Consider the following 23229-nt stretch of genomic DNA (forward strand, 5'->3'; position numbering starts at 1 on the left):
TAGCCACCGTGGGCCACACCGCGGCAGCGTCAGAGACCGAGCGGCGGAGAGGGCGGGAACTTCACCGGCATCGCCGAGAGCGCGCGGTGGAAAGGACCCGGGCGCCAACGCAGTTGGTCGGCCGGGCAGGCGAGCTGGATTTCGGGGAGCGCGTCGAGCAGCTGATCGATCGCGTTCTGGGCGACCATATAGCCGATCGACCGCGCCGGGCAGGTATGCGGTCCCGAACCCCAGGCCAGATGTGCGTTGTTGTCCGTGTACTGGCCCGAATGGATCGCCGGATCGTTGTTGCAGGCCGACATGCCGATGACCACCGGCTGATCGGCGGGCAGCCAGACGCCGTCGAGCATGATCGGCTGCCGCGGGTAGCTGAGGCAGTAGTTCGCCATCGGCGGGTCGGTGTACAGCAGCTCGTTGAGTGCGTCCCGGGTCGTCGGGGCCACCCCGGACGACGTTTCGCCGGTGAAGCGGGGGTCGGTGATCATGAGCAGCAGCGTGTTGACCGTCAGATTGGTCAGCGGCTCGATCCCCGCGCCGTAGAGCACGGCCAGCTGGTGCACCATCTCCGAATCCTGCAGCCCGGCCGGATGGGCCAGCAGCCGGGAGGTGATATCGCGGCCGGGCTCGGCGCGTTTGAGCGCGACCAGTTCGAACAGTGCTTCGTTGATCCTGGCGTCGGCGTCGGTGGCGGCGGCGCCACCTTCGAACATGGCGGCCATACCGGCGGCGATGCGCTGCCCGAGCTCCAGCGGGCAGCCCAGCATGGCATTGAGCACCTGGAACGTCAGCGGGAAGGCGTACTGGGAGATGAGTTCGGCTTCGCCGTCCATGCAGAAGCCGTTGATCAGCGGGGTGGCCACCGCCTCGACATTCTGGTGCATGGAGAAAAGGTCGACCCCGTCGAGCGCGGCCGTGATCGCCTCCCGGTACCGGATATGTTCCGGACCGGTACTGCGCATCACGTTCGGCCGCCAGGCCATCATCGGCATCAGCGGATGGTCGGCCGGGACGGACTTCTCCCACGCGCGCGCGTCGGCCGGGAAATGATCGGGATCATTGAAAATCCGGATGGCAGTGTGGTAACCGATCACCAAGGTCGCCGGGATACCGGGGGCAAGCTCCACCGGCGCGAGAGTCCGGTGGCGGCCACGCATCTCACTGAAGACGCGATGCGGGTCGGCGGCGTACTCCTCGGTGTACAGGGGGACGCGCGGGGGCGCGCCGGCCGGTCGGGGTGCGGAGTACGGGCATCCGGCGGTACCGGTTTCGGACGACGGTAGGGACTTGGTCAATGCCGGGAACTCCAATGACAGCAACAGCGACAGATCCGAGAAGTTGTCCCACTTGGGACATCTCCTGTGTCGGAACATTATTGGTGTGGCGAATCGGCCGCAACCGAGAGAGTAGTGCGATACGCCACTGCGCGCCCGCGCGGGGCCATGGGAAGTTCCGGCCCGGCCGGTTCGCGAGAGTGCGAATCCAATTCCGGGTTTCCGCAAGGCATTCCGGGCCCACGCCTGGCCCGCAGGCGCAACCCAGGCATCGAAACGCCGTTCGCACCAGCGGTTTCACTTCGGTGCACGAAGCCGCGCGCCGACGAGAAGGACTTTTGTCTGCCATATTCCGCCGGAATACGGGTTGCGGTTCCGGGCCGGTGGACAGACTTATTCGGATTCCGCATATCGATACACAGGCAAATAGAGCCTCGCGCTTCTCACTATTCCGGTCGCAATAGTGCGTTCGCTTCGATTCCGCCGACGGAAACCGGAAGCGGCCGGCGCCGGTCAGCCGAGAAGTACCGCCCGCGCGGATTCGGCGAGCCGGGCAGGTCGCTCCGACAGGTCCGCTACATCGATATCCTGTTCGCCCATCACCCCGGCGCGGAAACGCGCCGCCACTCCTTCCGCGATGGCCGCCAGCCGCCACAGCGCGAAGGCCTGGTAGTAGGGCAGATCGTCGAGGGCCCGGCCGGTGGTTCCGGCGTAGCGCGCGAGCACCGCATCGATATCGAGGTAGCCCTCGGCGGGGTCGGGGGCCCAGCCGAACGGTTCGGCCGAGGTCCAGGCCGCGGTGAGCCAGCCGATATCGGCCATGACGTCGCCGACGGTCCACAGCTCCCAGTCCAGTACGGCGCGAACGGTCCCGTCGGGCCCGATCAGCAGATTCCCCGGGCGGAAATCACCGTGGGCGATCCCGGTCCAGCGCTCCGGCGGCATCCGCCGGGTGAGCAGATCGTGCACCTCCCAGAGCGGTCCCGGCCCGACGCCACCGGCGGTGAGCTGACGGTGCCAGCGGCGCAGCTGACGTTCCAGATAACTGCCGGGTCGCCGCTGCTCGGCGAGCGGCCCGGTGCTGGTATCCACAGCGTGGACGGCCGCGAGCGTATCGACGATATTGCGCGAAGCGGCGGCGCGACTCCCCCGCGGGATCCCGGCGGCGGTGCCGATATCGGGCACCACACCGTCCACATGCTCCATGACGTAGAAATCCGCGCCGGTGACGGCGTGGTCGGTGCAGCAGCCCAGCACCGGGGGAACCGGAACCGGGCCGCCGGCGAGCAGATCGAGGATCCGGAACTCGCGAACGACATCATGCGCCGAGGCGAGGACATGTCCGGTGGGCGGCCGGCGCAGGACCCAGCGGCCGCCGGACCGGCCGTAGACACGGTAGGTGAGATTGGACCGGCCGCCGGTGATCAGCTCGAACCGCAGCGGCGGCTCGGCCGCGGGGACGTTCTCGGCGAACCAGCCGGTCACCCGCTCGATATCGATACCGGCGGGGGCGCTCGGCTCCGCGGGTTGATCAGTTTCGCCGTAGACCATCGACTCGCCATCTCCTGAACCTCTGCCACCGGTGCCCTGGTGCCGCGCGGTGGGGTTCCCAGTCTGCTGCATATGAGACGTCTGGCGCTAGTGCCCCATATTCTGCGATCGGTGCGGTCGCGGCGGCTCAGTCCACCAGGGCGGGCAGGATCAGGTCGCGGTAGCGCTGCTTCATCGTCTCGATCACTTCCCGGCCGTCGCCGGCCCAGATAGCCGCATTGAAGATCTCGACCTCGACCTCGCCTCGATACCCGGCGGCACGAACCCACCGGCCGATAGCCGTGAAGTCGATGACGCCGTCACCCATCATGCCGCGGGACAGCAGCGGATCGGCGGCCATCGGGTTCAGCCAGTCACACACCTGGTACGAGCTGATCCGCCCGGCGGCGCCGGCCCGGGCGATCTGTTCTTCCAGGGCCGGATCCCACCAGATATGGAAGGTGTCGACCACGACGCCCACGGTGTCCGCCGGATATGGCTGCGCCATCGCCAATGCCTGAGCCAGTGTGGAAATCACCGCCCGGTCGGCGCAGAACATGGGGTGCAGCGGCTCGAGGGCGAGGCGGACCCCGCGTTCGGCCGCGTACGGCGCCAGCAGTGCCAGCCGCTCGTCCACTCGCGCCCGCGCGGCGGCGAGGTCGCGGTCGGGCATACCGCCCACCACCATCACCAGTTCCCGTGTGCCCAGGGTCGCGGCGTCGTCGATGGCACGGCGGTTGTCGTCGAGTGCCGCCTGTTCGTCGCCCGGCTCGGTCAGGAAGCCGCCGCGGCACAGGCTCGAGACCCGCAACCCCGCATCGGCGACGATCTTCGCCGCGGCGGCCGCACCGATCTCGTCGACCCGATCGCGCCACAGACCGATGGCGCCGAGCCCCGCCCGGGCGGCACCGTCCACCGCCTCGGCGAGGGTCCACCGTTTCGTCGTCGCCGTATTCAGCGACAGCGACCGGAACGGATCGGACAGATCATAGGCACTGGGCTGTGCCGCAACAGAAGTCATGAGGTCAATCCGTTCAGTTCGAGGTAGAGGCGCATACGGTGCGCGGCCAGTTCCGGGTCCGACAAGAGACCGGCCTTGTCCGCGAGCCGGAACAGTTCGGCCAGATGGGTCACAGACCGGCCCGTGGACAGGCCGCCCACCATCGAGAAACCCGGCTGCCTGTCGTTGAGCCACGACAGGAACGCGATCCCGGTCTTGTAGTAGTACGTCGGTGCGGTGAAGATGTGCCGACCCAGTTCTTGTGTGGCGCGCAGTATTTCCGACGCACGGGTCGCGTTGCCGTTGTCGAGTTCCTGGAGTGCGGTGGACGCGGCCGGATAGATCGCCGCGAAGATACCGAGCAACGCGTCCGAGTGCCCGTGCGCATCACCGATGATCAGCTCCGGGTAGTTGAAATCGTCGCCGGTATACAGCCGCACGCCCGCGGGCAAGGCGCGGCGCAAGGCGATCTCGTGCGCCGCGTCGAGCAGCGAGACCTTGACTCCGTCGATCTTCGCCCGGTTGTTCTCGATGAGCGTCCGGAACGTCTCGGTGGCTGTATCGATATCGTCGCTGCCCCAGTATCCGTGCAGCGCGGGATCGAACATGGTGCCGAGCCAGTGCAGGATCACCGGGCGGTCCACACCGGCCAGCAATTTCTCGTAGACCCAGACGTAGTCGGCGGCCGACCGGGCAACCTGAACGAGTGCCCGCGACGCCATCAGGATCACCTGGGCACCGGCACCCCTGACCACGTCGATCTGCTCCCGGTAGGCGTCGACGATCGCGGCCAGGCCGGCCGGTCCGGAGGGGAGTCCGGCGAGGTCGAGCTGATCGGTGCCGGCTCCGCAGGCCAGCCTGCCACCGGCCGAGGCCGCCTCGGCACCGGAGCGCCGGATCAATTCGGCGGTCGCCGGCCAGTCGAGACCCATGCCGCGCTGTGCGGTGTCCATGGCGTCGGCGACACCGAGCCCGTACGACCACAGTTCGTGCCGGTAGGCCAGGGTCGCGTCCCAATCGATATCCGCGGGAGCACCCGGTGTGTTGTCGGCCGTGGCGCGTGGAATCACATGCGCGGCAGCGAAAGCCGTGCGCGAGGCGATCGGCCGCGCCGGCCGGGTCCACGCGCCGGGCGCGCCGAGAACGTACGGTTCGAACCGGCCGCCGGTGGGCAGTACGACCGACACACCCGTGGACGCCGCGGTCACAGCGTGACCTCCGGGATCTCGATCCGGCGGCCTTCGGCGGAGCTACGCAGGCCGAGTTCGGCCAGTTGTACGCCGCGGGCGGCGGAAAGCATCCCGTAGCGGTGCGGCCGCCCGTTCACCACGTCGGTGAGGAATTCCTCCCATTGCAGCTTGAATCCGTTGTCCAGCTCCGCGTTCGCCGGCACCTCGAGCCATTGGTCACGGAACGGCTCGGTCACCGGGAGATCCGGATTCCACACCGGTTTGGGCGTGTGCGAGCGATGCTGGGCGACACATTTGCGCAGGCCGGCAACGGCGGATCCGTGTGTTCCGTCGATCTGGAACTCGACCAGCTCATCCCGGTACACGCGCACGGCCCACGACGAGTTGATCTGCGCGATCACGCCGTTTTCCATCTCGAAGATCCCGTAGGCCGCATCGTCGGCGGTGGCCGGATACGGCTTGCCCTGTTCGTCCCATCGGGTGGGGATATGGGTGGCCGCCTTCGCGGTGACCGCCTCGACCTTGCCGAGCAGGCCCTCGAGGACATAGTTCCAGTGGCAGAACATATCGACGACGATGCCGCCGCCGTCCTCGGCCCGGTAGTTCCAGCTGGGCCGCTGGGCGGGCTGGCCGTCGCCCTCGAAGACCCAGTAGCCGAATTCGCCGCGCAGTGAGAGGATCCGGCCGAAGAAACCTTCGTCGACGAGCCTGCGCAACTTCACCAGGCCGGGTAGGTAGAGCTTGTCGTGCACGACTCCCGCGGTGACGCCGGCGTTCGCGGCGACCCGGGCGAGTTCGACGGCCTCGGTGAGCGTTTCGGCGGTCGGTTTCTCGGTGAAGACGTGCTTACCGGCCTTCATGGCCGCGGCCAGCGCCTCGGCACGGCGCGAGGTGACCTGCGCGTCGAAGTAGATATCGATCGACGGATCGGCGAGGACGGCGGCGGCGTCGACACTCCATTCGGCGACCCCGTGTCGTTCGGCGAGCTCGGCGAGCTTGGCGGCATTGCGGCCGACGAGGATCGGCTCCACCTGGACACGGGTACCGTCCGGGAGCAACAGCCCGCCGCTGTCGCGGATCGGCAGGATGGAGCGCACCAGGTGCTGGCGGTAGCCCATGCGTCCGGTGACGCCGTTCATGGCGATGCGGAGCGTGCGCTGCGGAGTGGAATCGGGCATGGCTGGGTGCCTCTTCTGATTTGCTGGGCCGACGACCGCGGAACGGGTCGTGAACGGTGCGGAGACCGCACCTGCCGAGTGGATTGGTCAGCGTCGGAATGCGCTTTCCAAGCTATGCTAGTCCCGAATTCCGGTCAACCCCACGCCCACGAGAGAACGAGGCACGAAGTCATGGCGGCTGTGAGATTGCAAGATGTCGCGACCCGGGCGGGGGTATCCCAGGCGACCGCCTCCCGCGTGCTCAACGGCTCGTCACGGGTTCCCGGCGAAGGCGTCGCCGATCGGGTTCGTGCCGCCGCCGCCGAACTGGGATATGTGGCGAATGCCCAGGCCCAGGCCCTCGCGCGATCCTCGACCGGGCTCATCGGACTCGTCGTGCACGATATCGCCGACCCCTACTTCTCCTCGATCGTGCAGGGCGTTCAGGCGGCGGCACGCCGGGCCGGCAAACTCGTCCTGCTGTCCAGTACGCAACGCGATTTCGATATCGAGCGCGAATCCGTGAGCACCTTCATCTCGCACCGCGCCGATGCGATCATCCTGGCGGGTTCACGCCAGAGCGGGGATCTCGACCGCGATCTCGAGAAGGACTGCGCCCGGTACCTGGACAACAACGGCAAGGTGGTCGTCATCGGGCAGCCACTGCCGTTCGGCGCCGCCGTCGAGCCCGAAAACCAGGTGGCCTCGGCGCAGCTGGCACATGCCCTGCTCGAGCAGGGCCACCGGGACTTCGCCGTTATCGGCGGTCCGGCCAATATCCGGACCGCTGTCGACCGCCGCAACGGCTTCGTCGAAACGCTCGCGACGCACGGGGTGACACCGCTCGTGGAGATCGCGGGCGATTTCTCCCGGGACGGTGGTTTCAGCGCCGCGCGCCGCCTGGCCGCCGCACTGGATCTGCGGCCCGGACAGGCCGGCGGCATCACACCCTGCGTTTTCGCCGTCAGCGACGTGATGGCGATCGGCGCGATCGCGGCGTGGCGGGAACTCGGCCTCACGGTGCCCGACGATGTCTGCGTCGCCGGGTTCGACGATATCCCGACGCTGCGCGATCATGTGCCCGGCCTCTCGACGGTGGCACTGTCGCTGGTCGAGATCGGCGAACGCGCCGTCGCGCTCGCACTCGACGACTCCGCGACCGCCGCGCATACCCACGAATTCGTGCCCGGCCGGGTGATCCTGCGCGACAGCAGCATTTTGCGCCGGTCCTGACCTGCGACGACGCCAAACCCTTGACACTGTGCGTCCGGTCACACTAGCCTCGGTCCCAGCGTCGGAAAGCGCATTCCCGGCGGGTGTAGTGCGAACCCCGCTCCACTACTAGCTTTAGGACTCCAGATGGCGGTAGTCACGTCCGTCGAGGCCGGTTCGTCCGCACCGAAAGCGACGCAACCCGTGCGCACTCGGCGCCGGAAACTCCCCTCCCTCTCCACCATGTGGTCGACCGTATGGCGGCCGCTCGCCCTGGTGGCGGTACTCGTCGTCGCATGGTGGGCCGTCACCGAATTCGAGCTCGTCGAGGCGTACATTCTGCCGTCGCCCGCCGATACCTGGCGCACCGCCGCCGACAACTCGGCCTATCTGCTGCAGAACACCTGGGTGACGACCTACGAAACGGTGGTCGGCTTCGTTATCGCCGCGCTGGTCGGCGAAGCCGTCGCATTGGTGATGATCTACTCCCGCGGTGTCGAGCGGACGATGTACCCGCTCATCCTCTTCGCGCAGGTCATACCCAAGATCGCGATCGCGCCGCTGTTCATCGTCTGGCTCGGGTTCGGGACCAGCCCCAAAATCCTCGTCGCCGTACTGATGGCGTTCTTCCCGATCGTCATCGCCGGGATGGCCGGGCTGCGTTCGGTCGATCCGGAAATACTCGAACTCACCTCCACCATGGGCGCGAGCAACTGGAAGACCTTCGTGAAGGTGCGTTTTCCGGCGTCGCTGCCGCAGTTGATGTCCGGCCTGAAAATCGCCGCCACGCTCGCGGTCACCGGTGCTGTCGTCGGTGAATTCGTCGGCGCGAACGAAGGGCTCGGCTACGTGATTCTGCAAGCCAACGGCAATATCGACACCGCGATGCTGTTCGCCGCCCTGATCATCATGTCCCTGCTGGGCATCATCCTGTTCGCGATCATCGAAATCGCCGAACAGTTCCTCATTCCCTGGCACGCCTCGCGCCGCTCCACAGCCTCGGCCGTGGGCGCGGCCTGAGCCCGCCGAATATCCCTTATCAGTGCCACAGCTGGAGAACCCGCATGAAATTCCGAACTCGCACACTCACGACGATCGCCGCCACCGCGGTCGCCTCGCTCCTGGTATTGACCGGCTGCGGGGGCGGCGGCACGGCGGCGAAGAACCCCGGCACCGACGGGGAGACCACCGCGGTATCGCTGATGCTGAACTGGTATCCCTACGGCGAGCACGCACCGTTCTATTACGGGGTGCAGGAGGGCATATTCGCCGAGCACGGCATCGATCTCACGATTTCGGCCGGCCAGGGCTCCACGAAAACAGCGCAGGCCACCGGTTCGAAGCAGACCGATTTCGGCTGGGCCGATACCCCGGCCGTGCTGAGCAATATCGACAAGGGCGTCAAGATCAAGAGCGTCGGCGTCTTCCTGCAGACCACGCCGTCGGCCGTGCAGGTCTTCGCCGATTCGAATATCCGCACACCGGCAGATCTGGCCGGTAAGACCATTGCCGTCTCGGCGGGCGACGCGCCGACCACCACCTTCCCCGTCTACCTCGACAAAGCGGGCGTCCCGGCGGATCAGGTAACCCAGCAGAGCCTCGACTCGGCCGGCAAGATGTCGGCGATGCTCTCCGGCCGCGTCGACGGGCTCATCGGGTTCGCGCACGACCAGGGCCCGACCATCGCGAACAAGAGCGGCCGGGAAGTCCGCTACCTGCGGTATTCCGACCAGGGCCTGAGCTTCTTCAGCAACGGCCTGATCGCGAACCAGGCCACCATCGAATCCTCGCCCGAGCTCGTCCAGGCCATGGTGGATGCGACCAGCGAGGCATTCGCCGCCGCGGTCGCGAACCCGGAGGCCGCGGTCGCGGCGATGGAAGGCAAGGATCCGCAGCTGCCGCCGCAGGAGGTCCTGCTCCAGCAGTGGCAGCAGACCATCCCGCTGCTCAGCACCCCGGAAACCGCCGGCAAGGCGCCGGGCACCAATTCCGAGACCGATTGGCGCGCCACCGTCGAGGTCCTCAGCAATGCGAAGCTTCTCGACAAGGCCGAGGACCCGGCCAAGTATTGGGAATCGAAGTTCGCACCCACCAGCAAGCCGTGACCGGAACAGGTGACGATATGAGCACACCCACCGATACTCTCGCCCGCACCGACACCGCGGTCGCGGTGACCGACCTGACCGTACGGTTCTCGTCCAAACGCGGCGAGGTCACCGCGCTCCACGATGTGGATTTGCAGGTACGCCGTGGCGAATTCGTCTCGATCGTCGGCCCCTCCGGCTGCGGAAAATCGACGCTGCTGAAAGTCGTCGCCGGCCTCACCCAGCCGAGCCGGGGCAGCGTCGAACTCGGTGGCGCCCCCGTACGCGGGCCGCAGCGCAATATCGGTTATGTTTTCCAGCGCGCCGCACTGCTGGAATGGCGGACCGTACGCAAGAACATTCTGCTCCAAGCCGAAATGCGCGGTATGAGCAAACGGACGGCCGAATCCGAATGCGCGCGCCTGATCGAAATGACCGGGCTCGCCGGCTTCGAGAACGCCCTGCCGCACGAACTCTCCGGCGGAATGCAGCAACGGGTCTCGCTGTGCCGGGCCCTGCTGCACGAACCGGAAGTGCTGCTGATGGACGAGCCGTTCGGCGCACTCGACGCGCTCACCCGGGAACGGATGAATATCGAGCTGCACCGGATCTGGCGGGAAACGGGCACCACGGTCCTGCTCGTCACCCATTCGGTGGCCGAGGCCGTCTATCTCGCCAACCGGGTGGTCGTGATGAGCCCGCGGCCGGGCCGGATCGTCGAATTGCTGGACGTGGACCTGCCGGCGCACCGGGAGTACGCCTCGACCATGGAGCAGCCGGAATTCATCAGGGTCGCCAACCGCATCCGGGAGCTGCTGGGCTCTGCGACGCACGCGGACTGATCGTTCCGCGGTAACCACGGCCCCGGCGCGGCATTGCGTTGCTGATCGCTCTGTCGCGCCGGGGCCGGAGTTCTGCGCTCAGTGCGTCCCCGAACCGTTCGCGTCGGCAGCGCGCTGAAAAGTGTTGTGACCGCGCCGGGGTTGTCGGAGTCCACGGGACCCGGGGCCATCGGATATTCAGGACACCAGCAAGGCACCCACCAGCGCGATGGACGCTACCCACACAGTGGAGAGAGTAGCCAGCACGATCGGGCGCAGCCCCACCGAACGCAGCAGCGATACTCGTACACCGATCCCGAGCGCGAACATCGCCGAGGTGAGCAGGGTGGCCTGCACGAACTGAGCCGCGTCGAGCAGGCCGGAGGGCAGGAGACCGCACGAGCGCAGGGTGACGCACCCGAGGAAGCCGAGGACGAACAGCGGAATGAGCGGTGGCTGCCCGGTATCGGTATCGGCCCGGTCGGTCATGCGACGCCGGCGGGCAGCGAGATAGGCGATTACGGGCGCCAGCATCAGGACACGGGCCAGCTTGACCACCGTGGCGACGGCGAGCACACCACCACCGAGGATGCCGCCGGCCGCGACTACCTGGGCGACCTCGTGGATCGAGCCGCCCGCCCACATTCCGGCCTGCCATCCGGACAGACCCAGCAGGTGCGCAAGGAGCGGAACGGCGGCGATCATCAGCGTTCCGAAGACGACCACCAGTGCGACCGCGGTGAGCACTTCCTCCTCCTCGGCGTCGATCACCCCGCCGGTGGCCGCGACCGCCGCGGCGCCGCAGATCGAGAAGCCGCAGGCGATGAGCACCCGCTGCGACCACGACAGCCCGAGCAGCTTGCCCGCGTACAGGGTGCCCGCGATCCCGAGGACGACGATCGCGACGACGACGGCGAGCACGCCCCAGCCGAGGCCGAGCACATCATCGAATATCAATCGCAGGCCGAGCAGCGCCACACCCATCCGGAGCAGCCGCTTGGCCGAGAAGTCCAGACCCGGCCGGATCCAGCCGGGCACCGCGACGAGATTCGCCGTCGACGCGCCGAGCGCAAGGGCGATCAGGAGCGGACTCACCGCCGGCAACAGGTACCCGATTCCCATCGACGCCGCCGCCGCGGCCGCGCACAGGGCGATACCGGCCACCGTGCCCGCACTGCGCGGGCGACCGGCTTCCGGGCGCATCGCCGTTGACACGTTCGGAGCGGGTCGAACAGTCCTGGACATACCGGTGACTCTGCTGTGCCCGGTCCTCGCCCGGTAGCCGGCAATCCGCTATCGGTACATATCAATCTGATATGTACCTCGATCGTGCCATATAGTTCGGGCATGTCCACCGGATGGCCTGAGCTCGGCATTCTGGAATTACTCGTGGGGGTCGACGATCATGGAAGCCTCGGTGCGGCCGCCAGAATCGCGGGTATCGCGCAACCGAACGCCAGTCGCGCGATCAAGAAATTCGAAGCACAGGTGGGTGCCCCGCTGTTACAGCGCAAGCCCACCGGTTCGACGCTGACCCCGGAGGGCACGGTGATCGCCCATTGGTCCAGGAAAGTTCTCGACGACGCCCGGCAACTGCTCGACGTCGCCGCCGGGATGCGCGAGAAGCGCGCCGCGGAGCTCACCGTGAGCGCGAGTATGACCGTCGCCGAACATCTGATGCCCGCATGGCTGGGGCAGTTCCGGCGGACGGCTCCGGACGTCACGATCCACCTCCAGGTGCGCAATTCCGTGCAGGTGTGCGACGACGTCATCGCCGGACAGTGCGATATCGGGTTCGTCGAATCCCCGGCCGTGCCCCGGGCGCTGCACAGTATCGCGGTCGCCGCCGACCGGCTGGTGGTCGTGGTCGACCCGCATCATCCGTGGACCCGCCGCAAACGTCCACTGTCGATCGCCGAACTCGCGGGCACCCCGCTCGTGGTCCGTGAGCCCGGCTCCGGCACCCGGACCACACTGGACCTGGCTCTGCACGAATACGAGCGGGCGGCCCCGCTGCTCGAACTCGGCAGCGGTGCCGCCATCAGAACCAGTGTCCTGGGCGGGGTCGGGCCGGCGGTCCTGAGCACGCTGGCGGTCGCGGCGCAGGTGGAGTCGGGCGAACTGAAGATCGTCGAAGTGGAAGGCCTGCGCCTCGACCGCACCCTGCGGGCCGTCTGGCGGCCACCGCGTCAATTGGAGGGGCCCGCCGGCGACCTCGTCCGGCTCGTGCGGCGAGGTCCCGCCGGAACGTCTCGCCGCCCACCGGCGGCGGCACAGCGGTGAGGAGCCGGCGCCGGCCATCCGGTCCCGGACCGGCACGAGTCCGGCCGGCGCGACAGAACTACCTGCTCTTGGCCGGCCGATTGGTCGCTGCCCGGCGTTCGGCCTCCTTGGCCTGGACCCGCTCCTCCTCGGCGCGCACGGCGGCATAGCTTTCGCGTTCGCGGATCAGCCACTCCGGCGGATCCGCGAGCAGCGCGGCGATCTCGTCGGCGGTGAGCGAATCGGATACTCCGGCCCTGGTCAGACCACTGTTGGAGATACCGAGTTTCCGGGCCACGATATCGCGCGGGAACGGTCCGGTGCGGCGCAGCTCGGTGAGCCACTGCGGGGGATTCGTGCGGAGCTCGTCGAGCTCGGCCCGGGAAATCGGGCTGTTCCGGAACTCTTCGGGAGCCGCCGGCAGATAGATGCCGAGCTTGTTCGCCGCGGTCAGCGGCTTCATCGTCTGCGGTTTCCGGTCCGGGCTCACCGGAACAGCGTATCGGGCCGCCGAGCCGGGCCGGACGCCGCGGTGCCATACCCTTGCCGATATGAGCCGGTTCTCCTCGATCGATGTGCAGCGCCTGCGCTGGTTCGCCGCCGTCGCGGAGGAACTGCATTTCGCCCGCGCCGCGAAGGCCCTGCATATCTCCCGCCAGAAACTCAGTCATACGGTCATCGAGCTGGAGACCGAGCTCGGTACGAAACTGTTCGTACCCGGCGCGCAGCCGACCCAGCTCACCGACGCGGGACGGGAGCTGCTGCGGGAGGCACGCGACCTCATCGCGCGGACGGAGAACGAAGCGGGTACCGCGGCGGACACGGCCCCCGCGACGCTGCGGGTCGGTTTCGTGCCCGGCGTCACCGTCACCAAGTGGGAGCGGATCTGGGGCCGGCGATTCCCCGATACCCCGCTCGACCTGGTGCCTGTCACCCAGGCCGAGCAGGAACCGGCGCTGCGCGAGGGCCGGGTCGATATGTGCTTCGTCCGCTTGCCGATCGACCGCGACGGTATGAACGCGATCCCGCTCTACCGTGAGCTTCCCGTCGTCGTGGTACCCAAGGATCACGCGATCGCAGCGTTCGACGAAGTCGCCATGGCCGACCTCGCCGACGAGCGCCTGCAAGACACGGCCGATATCGACACCGTCGCGGCCACCATCGAACTCGTCGCCGCCGGCGTCGGCGTCGCCATCGTGCCCCATTCGATCGCCCGCCTGCACCACCGGCGCGACCTCGTCTACCGCACGGTGACCGACACCGACGACACCGAAATCGCCCTCGCCTGGCCCGCTGCCCGGACCACCGGCTCGGTCGAGGAATTCATCGGCGTCGTGCGCGGCCGCTCGGAGAACAGCTCCCGCTCCCCCACCGGAAAGGTCACCGAGCCGGCCCCCCGGAAGCCGGACTCCGCGGGCAAGCGGCCGCGTCCCGCCGGGAAGCCGATCGCCGCGCGGAAGAAGCCGGCCCGAGGTCGCAAACGCTAGGCGGTCCGCGGACCTCACGATCCGTCCGGCAACCGGGTCCCCCAAACACTGCGTACCCGGATCCCATCGAGGTCCCATCAGAACGGTGGGTGCGCCACACCCCGGGCATCGGCGGCGTGTGATGTTTCGGCTGTTCATATCGGGGCACGCGGCACACGTGTCGAACGAGGAGGAGGCGATGAGCCGGTCGGACAAGGTCGATTTCCGCGCGGTCGGCTGGCGTTCGGTGGAGTGGACCAATCTCTGCACCCTGTATTTGCGGGCTTGCGACAGCCGGTCCCCGCATTCGGTGCTCGGTGACCGCGCGGCAGCCGACGTGGTCGACCGGATCGACTACGACTGGGACCGGATACGCCGCACGATACGGCCCGGCGTGAACCAGTGGCTGGTCGCCCTGCGGGCCGCCCGGCTCGATTCCTGGTCCGCCGATTTCCTCGGCCGCCACCCCGACGCCGTGGTGCTCCATCTGGGCTGCGGAATGGATACCCGGGCGTTCCGGCTGCGGCCGCCGCCGGAGGTGCGCTGGTTCGATATCGACCAACCACACGTCATCGACCTCCGCCGCCGGCTCTACGACGACGACCGGGACGGCTACCGGATGATCGGCACCTCCGTGACCGACCCCGGCTGGACAGCGGAGATCCCGGCCGATCGGCCCACGTTGATCATCGCCGAGGGCCTGCTCATGTACCTGCGCGAGGCCGAGGTCCGCACGCTGCTACAGCAGCTGACGGATCGGTTCCCCGGTGGTGAACTCCTCTTCGATACGGTGGCGCCGATCGGAGCCCGCCTGTCGAAGGTCTTCACCAAGGGCATCATCGCCTGGGGTATCCGCGATCCGCGGCGACTCCAGCAGTGGAATCCCCGGCTGCATTTCCTGGAAAGCGATTCGAGCCTGGCGGACGCCGGCCGGATCCCGTCCAGGCCGTTGCGGGTCGTGGTCCGGTGCCTACGCGCGACACCGATCGGGAGATACGACATGCTGAACCGCTTCTCGTTCTGAGTCCGGCTGCGCCCGGCATCCTCGAGGACGCCGGGCTCGCGGCAATTCCGCGCGGCGGCACGCGAGGTGGGCTACCGGTTTCCCGTCTCTTCGCCGGGGTAAGCCGCTGACACGAAGCATGAACCGGGGCAGGAGGCAGCCTCCATGGAACGGCCGCGGCAGCACCGCCGAAGGCGAGTGGGAGGACGCCGTCACCGCCGACACCGAAGCGGCCGGCCGTACGGTCCGCGCATCCGGAAATGACCCGCAATACCGGGTGCGCCGCGCCGCGAGCGGTCGCGACGCCGTGCACAAACCCGAGGCGCTGCGCCCCCGCAACGACTGATGAACGAGGTACTCCCGTGAACGACCTGCACAGGCAGAAGCCTGCCGAACTACTCGCCCGCGAGGGCGACCTGACCGCGATCCGGGACCGGCTCGCCGACTTGGGCGCCGGCGACGTGGCGACCGAGGTCGACGAGATCCTGGGCGCGATCGCCACCTACAACGAGCAGGTCGAACGGCAGATGGCCAAGCTCAGGGATGTTTTGCGAGCCGTCGAACGGCTGGATTCGGGCAACGGGGACCGCCAACAGGTGCAGGAAGTGATCGGACGGTTCCGGATGTCACACGACTGAGGCCGGAACTACGCACTGCTCAACCGGCCGGGCGGTCCATACACCTCGCAGGTGCCTCGTGACCGGCCGCGGCATCCGGCGAATACGTCCGAACACTTGTGCGCCACCGCGGGTCCCCCGCGTCGGTGCCGTCATCGGAGCGGTTCAGCGGCGGGCTCCGGCGTGCGAGGTCCCGGCGAGGCGCCGGTGTCCGGGTTCGGGCGTTCACCGGTGAGGTAGGCCTGGATGACCGGGGCGAGCCAGCCGACGACCTCCTCGCGCGGCATCGCGACCAGCGGCGGGAAGGCCAGTACGTACCGGCACAGTGCCATACCCAGAATCTGCGATGCCGCCAGCGCGGCCCGGACCGGCCCGTCGCCGGGGTCGTCGCTCACCCGGGCGATCACGGGCTGCAATTGCGCGGCCAGGATCGACCGCATCCGTTCGGCGACCGCTTCATTGGTGACCCCGGCGCGCAACAGGATCAGCAGTGCCTCATCGCGCTCCCAGCGCTCGAGGAAGTGGGTGACCACCGCGGCGCCGACACGCGCTCGCTCGATCGCGGCCAGATCCGGCAGTTCCAGGTCGAATTCGACCGCCGCGGCGAACAGCCCCTCCTTGTTGCTGTAATAGCGCATCACCATGGCCGGATCGATGTGCGCGTCGGCGGCGATCGAGCGGATGGTGGCGCGGTCGTAGCCGTCGGCGGCGAATCGTTCCCGGGCCGCGGACAGGATGGCCGCCTTGGTTTCCGTCGATGACCTTCTCATGCCAACGAGTGTAGGCCAACGGTCGTTGACAACTGCCTGAAGTCCGGACCGCGGACAATCCACCGATGCGACCCGGTCGTCGCCCGGTAGCGCATCACACCAGCCGATAGAGGGCGGGTTGCGCCGAGATGTTGTTGGCGGCGAAGTTGGCCAGGACGAACCGCCGGAACGAGGGCCGGAAGATCATCTTGGGGGCGACGTCGCGCAGGCGGTCCCACCGGCAGTGGTTGATGATGCCGTAGTCGCGTGGTTCTCCGGGGAGCGGCTGCATGACCCGGGAGTTGTCCAATCCGGTGTTGACCGCCCACCATCCCGCCGTGTACTCCCAGACCGGGACGAGTTCCTTTTCCTCCTGCCCGTAGAAGAAGTTGAACAGGAACACTCCTTGCCGCCCGGCGTCGACATCGCCCATATTGCGCGGATTGGCGGCGGCGACTTCGAAAGTGCGCCGGGCCCCGGCCTCGACAAGGCCCGCCAGTCGCCGGTACCGGTCGCCGGTACGCAGCGTATCGATCGCGGCGGGATCGGTGACCTCGACGAGGATCACCACGTCGTAGCGGGCCCGGCGCAGCCGGTCCGCGGCGACCGCGCGGCGCAGCAGCCGGTGGTTCTCACCGAAGACCAGGTGGGCAAACCCTTGGAATACGTTGGCCCGAACCACCTCCGGGTTCCCCTCGAGCTCCGCGGCGGCGGTTGCGGCCTCGCGGATCAGGCGCGCCTTGGCGCGGCTGCCGGGCAGGAACATCGGCCGCCGATCGACCTCGGCCGCGAGCAGTAGATATCCGGTGTCGCTCGGTGCCACCAGGGCCGCCGGGCTCGGGTTGAGATGTTCGTTGACAATACGCATGGTCGCGCTCCAATCATCCTTTTTCGGCTATCGACGTCGTCGGTCGGCGATCTACGGCGGCCGTGTTCTCAGCGGCGGTCGAGTCCGGACAGACGCCAGGCCAGCCGGTTTCGCACGGGTGCCGCTTTACCCGCCAGGGCCATGGCGGTATTACGCATCGGCCGCACCCGCGCCGACGCGGTGGCCAGATCGGTGAGCCGGCTCGCGATGGCGACCACTGCCGCCGCGGTGCGATGCCGGCTTTCGGCGTAGTCGTCGAGCAAGGTCTCCGGTTCGCCGGCCAGGACACGGGACAGGGTTGTCGCGGCCGTGACCGCGTCCTCGATGCCGAGGTTCATCCCTTGCCCACCGGCCGGTGAGTGCACATGCCCCGCGTCTCCGGCGAGCAGGACCCGGCCGTGCCGGAAGGTATCGGCGATGCGGTGGTGAACCCGGAACCGCGACCCCCACACCACGTCCTCGACCGCGACGGGATGAGCCTGCGGGCCACGTTCGTCGAGCAACCCCTGCACGAACGCGATATCGGGATCGTGCGGTGCCTCGTCGACGGTCGCCACGATCCGGAACATATCGTCGGGCAGCGGCGCCACCACCACGAGCCCGGCCGGCGAGAAGTACAGGATGACCTCGTCGGTGGGCACGCCGCCGGAGAGGCGGACATCGGCGAGGGTGAACGATTCGGCGTAGGCGGCACCGGCGAACCCGATACCCGACTGCTCCCGCACGAGGCTGTGCATACCGTCCGCGGCGAGCACATAGCGCGCCCGCAGCGGCTCACCCTCCGCGAGCGTCGCGGTGACCGAATCCGTGTTCTGCGCTATCCCGGTGACCGTCACCGGGCGCGTGACGGTTCCACCGAGCGCAGTGAACCGGTCCAGCAGGTACTTCTCGGTGTCGGCCTGGGAGATCATCAACGTGTACGGGTAGGCGGTCGGTAGTTCGCTGAACGGAACCGCCATCAGCAGGCGGTCCCGGTCGCGGATCGCGAACGTGGGGGTGTGCACTCCGCGGGCCACCAGGGCCGGTACCACGCCGTAGGGCTCCAGTATTTCCAGGGTGTGCGGATGCACCACCGCCGCGCGGGAGGTGTTGGCGCCCGCGGCCTGCCGGTCGACGATCACCACGTCGTGGCCGAGTTGTTTCAGCACGACCGCGGCCGTGAGGCCGACCGGGCCGGCCCCGACGATCAGGACGTCTGCGCTGTGGTTGGTCATGACAACTCCTAGATGTCAACACTTGTTGGCATTGACGGTAGAGGGCGAATCCCCGCAAGTCAACAGCTGTTGGCCTACGGGTGTTGACTTGAACGAGCGGCGGCACACCAGCGCGCCGTCCGAGCACCGGCAGCCGTCCGCGACACCCGGCAAGCGGGCGCGGTGGCGCTTCACGATCCACGGGTCGTTACCGCGAGCCGCCCGCTCTCCGGAAGATCGTCGCGGTTCAGCGCAGGAATGCGGCGAGCAGCGGGTTCACCTGCGCCGGGCAGTCCTCGTGCACGGTGTGCCCGCAGCCCGGGAGGACCGCGGCGGTGGCATCCGGGATGCGTTCGGCCAGGCGACCGGCCTGGGATGCGGGCAGCCAACTGTCCGCGCCGCCCCACAGCACGAGAGTGGGCGCGGTGACCTGCTCCAGTCCGGCATCGGTGAGCCGGTAGTCGAGGTTGCGCCACAACGACAGAAATCCGGCACGGTTGGCGGGACGGGAGAACGGCGCGTAGAACTCGTCGATCACTTCATCGGTGACCAGGTGTTTGTTCTGGAACGTACCGCGAATATTGTCGGCGTAGAACGCCCGGGTCGTGAGGTTCGTGGCCAGTTCGCCCACCAGCGGCGTGGTGAACAACGGTGTGACAGAGGCTTTTTCGGCATCGAGCCCAGGCGAGTCGAGCAGGACCAGCCGCTCGACACGCTCGGGATGCCGCTCCGCGAAGTACAGGCTCCAGGCACCACCCCACGAGTGGCCGACCAGAGCGGTGCGCCGCAGGCCGACCGCGTCGAGGAAACTCACCAGCGCCTGCGACATCGCGGGCAGATCGTAGGCGAAGTCGCCGCGGTGCAGCTCGGTGAATCCCTGGCTGGGCAGGTCGACAGCGTAGACGGTGTGCTCGGCCGCCAGCGCCGGGATCACGTCGCGCCAGGAGTACCCCCACAAACCCCGGCCCGCGACGAGCACGACGGGCGACCCGGTCCCCATCCGGGTGTAGTGAAAGCGAGCGAGGCCGGTATCCACGTAGTGGGATTCCACCCGCGACAGGTACTGCGACCGGTAATCCGAGGCCGGCGGCTCACCGTAAGCGGCCGGCACGATGAGAACCGCGAGCACGCCGGCCAGCACCGCGGCGAGCGCGACCAACCTTCTGAATGCCGGTTTCGATGTCATGGCACAGACTTTCTGATCAAGTGAACATGGCATCTGTTGGACGAGCGCCCCCGAACCGGCGTGATGGGGCATGGCACAGATCACAGCCCGGCCCGGCCCGCGTGGTTGCGGCCGCCCGTCGTGAACCCCGGGACCCTGTCAGGGTTCGAGGTCGACCACGCCTTTGCCGGTCGTGATGTCGAGTGGCACCGAGACCTGGTCGTGGGCGATCAACCAGGTGCCGTCGATCCTGCGCATTCCGAAGGTGACCCGGACCCACATCCCGGGCGCCGCGGTCCCGTTCTTCAGCGTGCCGCGCAGACGCGCGAAGCCGTGCCCGAACGCCACGTCGCCGCCGACGGCGAAGGTCAGGTCGCGGACCTCATAGGCCACTGTCTCGAAGAGCTGGAAGACTTTCGCCCAGTTCGCGAGTTTCGCGGCTATCCCGACATGCTGGAGCGGCGGTTCGACATCGAAGGAGACGATGCCGGGGGCGTACAGCCGCTTCAGGGCTTCGAGATCTTTGGCTCGCAGCCCTGCGATCACCTCGTCGATACAGCGGCGGAGCTCGGCCTCATCCGTCTGGATGCGGCCGGCGCGTGAGCGGTGGTCATCGCGTTCGGTCATCTCGGGAATCTCTCACGAACCGGCGGAAACGGTTTCGGCCCCGGCCCGCAGCGGCGCAAGGGCGGCGCTCCAGGCGATGAGCTGATCCAGCGTCTTGTCCAAGGCGGCCACGTGGTGCTCACGCGGTGTGAAGGTGGTGTGGTTCTCGAAATCGGTGAGCAATGAGATCTCCACCGGACGGCTCACATCGGCCATACCCAGTGTCCCGCACACCACCCGCAGTTGCGTCACCGCGCGGGCGCCGCCGCTCACGCCGTAGGAGACGAATCCGACCGCCTTGTCGGTCCATTCTCCGCACAAATGATCGATGGCGTTCTTCAACACCCCGGGGACGCCGCCGTTGTATTCCGGGGTCACCATGACGAAGCCGTCGAACGGAGCGATGCGCTCGGCCCACGCGCGGGTATGCGGATGCGCCGACGGGCCGAACATCGGCGGGGTGGGCTCGTCCAGATGCGGAAGCGGATGGTCGCGCAAATCGATCGGTTCGAACTGGGCGTCGCCACGCCGCGATGCCGTATCCATAACCCACCGCGCGACCTGCGGGCCCCTACGGTTGGGCCGGGTACTGCCGAGGATGATGCCGATCTTGGTCATTTACGGAACTCCTGCTCGATCGAAAGCGCTACCACCTTCCGACGACACAGCCACCCGGAATGTCAGGCCGCCTCACAGATCGGCTCGCCGATTCGTCGATATCGGTGAGTGGATATCAGTGAGTGCGCAGACCGAAGGAGCCATCCGTGACCGATCCGCAGCCGCCCGAGGTGACCGGAGAACGCCGTCAGCTGATCAATATCGCCTACCGGCTGCTCGGCTCGCTGACCGACGCCGAGGATGTGGTGCAGGAGACCTACGCGCGCTGGTACGCGCTGCCCGAACCGCGACGGCGGGAGGTGGCGGCGCCCGGCGCATGGTTGACGACGGTCGCCGGCCGGATCTGCCTCGACCTACTCGGCTCGGCCCGCGTCAGACGGGAACGCTATGTGGGCGAATGGATTCCGGAGCCGCTTCCGGGCCGGTCCGAATGGCTCGACGGCACCACCGCGGCCGATCCCGCCGACCGGGTCACCCTCGACGAATCGATCGGCATGGCCTTCCTCGTCGTCCTCGATTCGATGACACCGGCCGAACGCGTATCGTTCGTCCTGCACGACGTCTTCCGCTACTCCTTCGCCGAGGTCGCCGAGATCGTCGGACGTACCCCGGCCGCGTGCCGCCAGCTCGCCTCCAGCGCCCGCCGCCGCATCGATACCGCGCGCAGCCCGTCGAGCACACAGCATGCGGAGGTGGTCCGGGACTTCAAACGGGCCTGGGAGACGAGCGATATGCAGGCCCTGATCGCCTTGCTCGACCCGGCCGCCACCGCGACCGCGGACAGCGGCGGCCTCGCTCCGGCCTTCCGCGACCCGATCACCGGCAGCGAACACATCGCCCGGGCGTGGATCGACATAGCCGCCCGCGGTCCCCGGGTAACGCTGATGGAGCGCACGGTGAACGGTCAACCAGGCCTGGCCGCCCGGCTCGGCGACACCATCGTCTCGGTCTACGCCTTCGACATCGCCGACGACCGCATCACCCACATCTGGGCAATCCGCAACCCGGAGAAACTACGTCTCTGGACAACCGGCTGAACCGGGTCCGGCAACGACAAGAATCCGTCCGCGGCTCACCGAATCCGACCGGCGGTGATATCGGCCTGCGTACTCGTGTCAGCGGGCGCCCTTCGGCGAAGCGGCGAGCAATGGTCCGGCGGATCAGACGACAGTGCCGGGAGAAACGGAACGAAGCGTGATCACCGTGATTTCACTGGGCGCGAAGATACGGAAAGGAGGACCCCAGAAACCCGAGCCCCTGCTGGTGTACAGCTGGGTCCGTGCACCGTGCCGGCTCAATCCGTGCACGGTGGGCTGATCGAGGCGGACCAGGAAGTTGAACGGCCAGATCTGCCCGCCGTGGGTATGGCCGGCGATCTGGAGGTCGACACCGGCAGCCGCGGACTCGGCAACCTGCTTCGGTTGATGCGCGAGCATCAGCACCGGCAGCCCGGGATCGGCTCCCGCCAGGGCATCGTCGAAGTTCGCGCCGTGACCACTCAGTTTCGCCGACTTCGCAGTGGCGTCGTCGACACCCGCGAGTACGAGACGGTCGCCGCCACGCTCGACGACAATATGCTCGTTGTGCAGCGTCTTCCAGCCGATCGAGTCCATGTGGTCGAGCCAGCCCTGCGCCTCGCCGAGGTACTCGTGATTGCCGGTGACATAGACCCGGGCGAGCCCGGCCTGCATGGTGGCGAGCGGGGCCGCCTGCCCACGTCGTCGCTCCACGGGGCCATCGGCGATATCTCCGACATGGGCCACGATATCGGGACGTAGTTCGTTCACGGCCGCGGCAACCCCGAGCGACCACTTCGTCCGGTTGATCGGACCGAAATGGGTGTCGGTGACGGCGACGACCCGGGTGCCGTCCAACCCGGGGCCGAGTCGTGGCAGGGTGACGTCCACATGCTTTATCCGAGGAATTCGCATGGCCTCCCGATTGCCCCACAGCAGGAGAACTGCGGTGACGAGTACCACGGCGGTGGCCACCGAACGTGAGCGAAGCGGGTCCTCCACACCGGCGAAGGCGAGAACGAACCGCGCGACCGTGCCTATCACCGACCATGCGAAGAGCACCCAGACGATTCCCAGGATGGAGTCGCCGACGATGCCTGCCCAGTCGAGATGGCGACGGCCGTGGCTCAATACCAGTGTCACGGGTAAGGCCACCAACGTGACCGCGAAGGCCGCTGTACCCAGTGCGACAACGGGTGCCGGCCACCGAGTTCCGGACATCACCAACGTCCACCACGGGACAGCGAAGAGGACCAGCAGCACGACGACGATCGCCGTAGCGATCGCAAGTGCCCGCAGCGGTCCGGGTGAAGTACGCGAATCCGATCGAATCGCCGTATCCGGCGACGGAGTGCTCACCACCTGAATATTAATTCAGTTCTCGAGGAGCTCCGGCGATGT

24 protein-coding genes are annotated in these 23229 nt (G+C 67.7%); 10 read left to right on the top strand and 14 right to left on the bottom strand.

All coding sequences use genetic code 11. From position 1 onward, the window contains the following. Nucleotides 1–29: 29 nt before the first annotated feature. The 5 genes from ACQEVO_RS13430 to ACQEVO_RS13450 form a co-directional block, all read right to left on the bottom strand. Nucleotides 30–1292, bottom strand: coding sequence for a cytochrome P450 (locus ACQEVO_RS13430; RefSeq protein WP_432912859.1), 1263 nt, complete (start codon nt 1290–1292; stop codon nt 30–32). Nucleotides 1293–1784: 492 nt separating this feature from the next. After that, nucleotides 1785–2822 (bottom strand): phosphotransferase family protein, encoded by a 1038-nt coding sequence (locus ACQEVO_RS13435; RefSeq protein WP_432912860.1) that lies wholly within the window; start codon nt 2820–2822, stop codon nt 1785–1787. Between the two features lie 127 nt (nt 2823–2949). After that, nucleotides 2950–3822 (bottom strand): sugar phosphate isomerase/epimerase family protein, encoded by an 873-nt coding sequence (locus ACQEVO_RS13440; protein WP_432912862.1) that lies wholly within the window; start codon nt 3820–3822, stop codon nt 2950–2952. Next, nucleotides 3819–5009 carry a dihydrodipicolinate synthase family protein gene (locus tag ACQEVO_RS13445; RefSeq protein ID WP_432912864.1) on the bottom strand — a complete coding sequence of 397 codons (1191 nt, stop codon included), beginning with the start codon at nt 5007–5009 and terminating at the stop codon, nt 3819–3821. The genes ACQEVO_RS13440 and ACQEVO_RS13445 overlap by 4 nt, the downstream gene beginning before the upstream one ends. Next, nucleotides 5006–6169 carry a Gfo/Idh/MocA family protein gene (locus tag ACQEVO_RS13450; RefSeq protein ID WP_432912866.1) on the bottom strand — a complete coding sequence of 388 codons (1164 nt, stop codon included), beginning with the start codon at nt 6167–6169 and terminating at the stop codon, nt 5006–5008. The genes ACQEVO_RS13445 and ACQEVO_RS13450 overlap by 4 nt, the downstream gene beginning before the upstream one ends. A gap of 171 nt (nt 6170–6340) precedes the next feature. Here ACQEVO_RS13450 and ACQEVO_RS13455 point away from each other — a divergent pair, with 171 nt between their 5' ends. From ACQEVO_RS13455 to ACQEVO_RS13470, 4 genes are all read left to right on the top strand, one after another. Further along, a complete protein-coding gene (locus ACQEVO_RS13455; RefSeq protein WP_432912868.1) occupies nt 6341–7381 on the top strand; it encodes a LacI family DNA-binding transcriptional regulator in 1041 nt (346 codons plus the stop codon). 126 nt (nt 7382–7507) lie between these two features. Next, nucleotides 7508–8380, top strand: coding sequence for an ABC transporter permease (locus ACQEVO_RS13460; protein WP_432912870.1), 873 nt, complete (start codon nt 7508–7510; stop codon nt 8378–8380). A gap of 44 nt (nt 8381–8424) precedes the next feature. Then, nucleotides 8425–9465 (top strand): ABC transporter substrate-binding protein, encoded by a 1041-nt coding sequence (locus ACQEVO_RS13465; RefSeq protein WP_432912872.1) that lies wholly within the window; start codon nt 8425–8427, stop codon nt 9463–9465. A gap of 17 nt (nt 9466–9482) precedes the next feature. Then, a complete protein-coding gene (locus ACQEVO_RS13470; RefSeq protein ID WP_432912874.1) occupies nt 9483–10286 on the top strand; it encodes an ABC transporter ATP-binding protein in 804 nt (267 codons plus the stop codon). A 177-nt stretch (nt 10287–10463) separates the two neighbouring features. Here the strand turns inward: ACQEVO_RS13470 and ACQEVO_RS13475 are convergent, their stop codons facing one another. After that, nucleotides 10464–11468: a YeiH family protein gene (locus ACQEVO_RS13475; protein ID WP_432922658.1), complete on the bottom strand. Its 1005-nt coding sequence runs from the start codon at nt 11466–11468 to the stop codon at nt 10464–10466. Nucleotides 11469–11612: 144 nt separating this feature from the next. Here ACQEVO_RS13475 and ACQEVO_RS13480 point away from each other — a divergent pair, with 144 nt between their 5' ends. Further along, nucleotides 11613–12548, top strand: a complete 936-nt coding sequence (locus ACQEVO_RS13480; RefSeq protein WP_432912876.1) for a LysR substrate-binding domain-containing protein — start codon at nt 11613–11615, stop codon at nt 12546–12548. Nucleotides 12549–12606: 58 nt separating this feature from the next. On the opposite strand, the gene ACQEVO_RS13485 is transcribed toward ACQEVO_RS13480, so the two are convergent. Further along, nucleotides 12607–13017 (bottom strand): DUF5997 family protein, encoded by a 411-nt coding sequence (locus ACQEVO_RS13485; RefSeq protein ID WP_432912877.1) that lies wholly within the window; start codon nt 13015–13017, stop codon nt 12607–12609. A gap of 61 nt (nt 13018–13078) precedes the next feature. Between ACQEVO_RS13485 and ACQEVO_RS13490 the strand changes: the two genes are divergently transcribed. From ACQEVO_RS13490 to ACQEVO_RS13505, 4 genes are all read left to right on the top strand, one after another. After that, nucleotides 13079–14014 carry a LysR family transcriptional regulator gene (locus tag ACQEVO_RS13490; RefSeq protein WP_432912879.1) on the top strand — a complete coding sequence of 312 codons (936 nt, stop codon included), beginning with the start codon at nt 13079–13081 and terminating at the stop codon, nt 14012–14014. A gap of 178 nt (nt 14015–14192) precedes the next feature. After that, nucleotides 14193–15017: a class I SAM-dependent methyltransferase gene (locus ACQEVO_RS13495; protein WP_432912881.1), complete on the top strand. Its 825-nt coding sequence runs from the start codon at nt 14193–14195 to the stop codon at nt 15015–15017. A gap of 118 nt (nt 15018–15135) precedes the next feature. Next, entirely contained in the window at nt 15136–15342 is a 207-nt protein-coding gene (locus ACQEVO_RS13500) for a DUF2945 domain-containing protein (protein WP_432912883.1), read from the top strand. A 16-nt stretch (nt 15343–15358) separates the two neighbouring features. Next, nucleotides 15359–15634, top strand: coding sequence for a hypothetical protein (locus tag ACQEVO_RS13505; RefSeq protein WP_432912885.1), 276 nt, complete (start codon nt 15359–15361; stop codon nt 15632–15634). Nucleotides 15635–15765: 131 nt separating this feature from the next. On the opposite strand, the gene ACQEVO_RS13510 is transcribed toward ACQEVO_RS13505, so the two are convergent. From ACQEVO_RS13510 to ACQEVO_RS13535, 6 genes are all read right to left on the bottom strand, one after another. Further along, complete coding sequence (locus ACQEVO_RS13510) at nt 15766–16383, bottom strand: TetR family transcriptional regulator (protein ID WP_432912887.1); 618 nt, start codon at nt 16381–16383, stop codon at nt 15766–15768. A 94-nt stretch (nt 16384–16477) separates the two neighbouring features. Then, the gene (locus tag ACQEVO_RS13515) at nt 16478–17230 is read right to left on the bottom strand and encodes a hypothetical protein (RefSeq protein WP_432912889.1); all 753 of its coding nucleotides are present in this window, start codon (nt 17228–17230) and stop codon (nt 16478–16480) included. A gap of 68 nt (nt 17231–17298) precedes the next feature. Next, nucleotides 17299–18444: an FAD-dependent oxidoreductase gene (locus tag ACQEVO_RS13520; RefSeq protein WP_432912891.1), complete on the bottom strand. Its 1146-nt coding sequence runs from the start codon at nt 18442–18444 to the stop codon at nt 17299–17301. A gap of 226 nt (nt 18445–18670) precedes the next feature. Beyond that, nucleotides 18671–19609: an alpha/beta fold hydrolase gene (locus ACQEVO_RS13525; RefSeq protein ID WP_432912893.1), complete on the bottom strand. Its 939-nt coding sequence runs from the start codon at nt 19607–19609 to the stop codon at nt 18671–18673. 138 nt (nt 19610–19747) lie between these two features. Then, nucleotides 19748–20215 carry a YybH family protein gene (locus ACQEVO_RS13530; RefSeq protein ID WP_432912895.1) on the bottom strand — a complete coding sequence of 156 codons (468 nt, stop codon included), beginning with the start codon at nt 20213–20215 and terminating at the stop codon, nt 19748–19750. A gap of 12 nt (nt 20216–20227) precedes the next feature. Next, nucleotides 20228–20812, bottom strand: a complete 585-nt coding sequence (locus tag ACQEVO_RS13535) for an NADPH-dependent FMN reductase (RefSeq protein WP_432912897.1) — start codon at nt 20810–20812, stop codon at nt 20228–20230. 146 nt (nt 20813–20958) lie between these two features. Here ACQEVO_RS13535 and sigJ point away from each other — a divergent pair, with 146 nt between their 5' ends. Continuing rightward, nucleotides 20959–21849 (top strand): RNA polymerase sigma factor SigJ, encoded by an 891-nt coding sequence (gene sigJ / locus ACQEVO_RS13540; protein ID WP_432912899.1) that lies wholly within the window; start codon nt 20959–20961, stop codon nt 21847–21849. 123 nt (nt 21850–21972) lie between these two features. On the opposite strand, the gene ACQEVO_RS13545 is transcribed toward sigJ, so the two are convergent. Then, on the bottom strand, nt 21973–23187 hold the full coding sequence (locus ACQEVO_RS13545; RefSeq protein ID WP_432912901.1) for a metallophosphoesterase: 1215 nt from the start codon (nt 23185–23187) through the stop codon (nt 21973–21975). Nucleotides 23188–23229 lie beyond the last annotated feature (42 nt).

This window comes from Nocardia sp. CA-290969, assembly GCF_050936135.1.
Taxonomy (GTDB): domain Bacteria; phylum Actinomycetota; class Actinomycetes; order Mycobacteriales; family Mycobacteriaceae; genus Nocardia.